Origin of the sequence: Protofrankia sp. Cj3, assembly GCF_917627355.1 — a bacterium.
In the GTDB taxonomy this organism is placed as follows: domain Bacteria; phylum Actinomycetota; class Actinomycetes; order Frankiales; family Frankiaceae; genus Protofrankia.
The window spans coordinates 1-1,318 of the sequence record NZ_CAKJTR010000039.1; the positions used below are offsets into that span (position 1 = coordinate 1).

General features: G+C 69.5%; 1 protein-coding gene. It reads left to right on the forward strand.

All coding sequences use genetic code 11. The features are described from left to right. Window positions 1-242: 242 nt before the first annotated feature. Window positions 243-1,133 (forward strand): LLM class F420-dependent oxidoreductase, encoded by an 891-nt coding sequence (locus MJ783_RS07630; protein WP_239309533.1) that lies wholly within the window; start codon window positions 243-245, stop codon window positions 1,131-1,133. Window positions 1,134-1,318: the final 185 nt, after the last annotated feature.

Genomic DNA, 1,318 nt, shown 5'->3' on the forward strand with positions numbered 1-1,318 from the left:
TGGACTCGCCGTCGATCCTTCCAGGTCGGTCGCGCATCCGCCGGTTTTGCGCTCGGTTGCGCGACCAGGGAGTGATCGGTTCTCCGCTCGGCGGCACTCCCGGTCCAGCTGACCGTGACCGGTCTGGCTTTTTCGGTCAGGATAGGCACGGTAACGGTTCGGTTCACCGGACCGGCGGGATGTTGTGGATGCGCGGGACGCCTGGATGATGTGCGGGACGCCTGGACACGGAGGAGTGTGCGATGCAGCTCGGTGTGCACGTGGTGCGGTTCACCTGGCCGGGTGGGACCGAGGCGATCGCGCCGGTCCTGGGGCGCGCGGCCCGGATCGCCGATGACGCGGGGGTGGCCCGTCTCAGCGTGATGGACCACTACTTCCAGATGGAGGCGATGTTCCCCGCGGACGAGCCGATGCTGGAGGGCTACACGACGCTGGGATTCCTGGCCGCCCACACTTCGAGGCTGCGCCTCGGCCTCCTGGTCACCGGCGCGACCTACCGGCATCCGGGGCTGCTGGCGAAGATCGTCGCGACGCTGGACGTGCTCTCGGGCGGGCGGGCGGAGCTCGGGATAGGCACCGCCTGGTACGACCGCGAGCACTACGGCCTGGGCGTACCGTTCCCGCCAATAGCCGAGCGGTTCGAGCGGCTGGAGGAGACGCTGCGGATCTGCCGGCAGATGTGGAGCGACGACAACGGCCCGTTCGAGGGCCGGCACTACCAGCTCGCTGAGACGCTCTGCGTTCCCGCGCCGATCAGCCGGCCACGGCTGCCCATCCTGATCGGGGGGAGCGGGGAGAAGAAGACGCTGCGGCTGGTCGCCACCTACGCGGATGCCTGCAACCTGTTCGCGCCCTCGGTGGACGAGGTCGCGCACAAACTCGACGTGTTGAAGGCGCACTGCGACCGGGCCGGCCGCGACTACGCCGAGATCACCAAGACGATTCTCTACCGCGGTGACGCGTTGACCCGGGGTGAGCCGAGCGCGTTCCTGGCTGAGATGGAGCAGCACGCCCGGATCGGCGTGGACGCGGTAATCGTGACGCCGCCCGGCGGCGAGCCGGCGGACGCCTGGATCGAACGCGCCTGTGTGCCGGTCGTCAAGGATCTTGCCGACATCGGTACCGGCTCCTGATCGTCTGCTGCCCGCACCGTGGGACCCGCGACACGCTAACGATCCCCGGCGGCGAGGTGTAGCTGCGGGCGGGTGGGGTCCCGCAGGTCGGTTCCAGCGGCCAGCCATCGCCGCTGGAGCTCGGCCGCTCCATGCACCCGCTTGAACGCCGACTCCTGCGGGGTCATCGGCAGCACCGGCAGGAA

Excerpts from the sequence above, each read along its gene's own strand:
- MJ783_RS07630 (WP_239309533.1), top strand. The coding sequence starts at position 243 with ATGCAGCTCGGTGTGCACGTGGTGCGGTTCACCTGGCCGGGTGGGACC.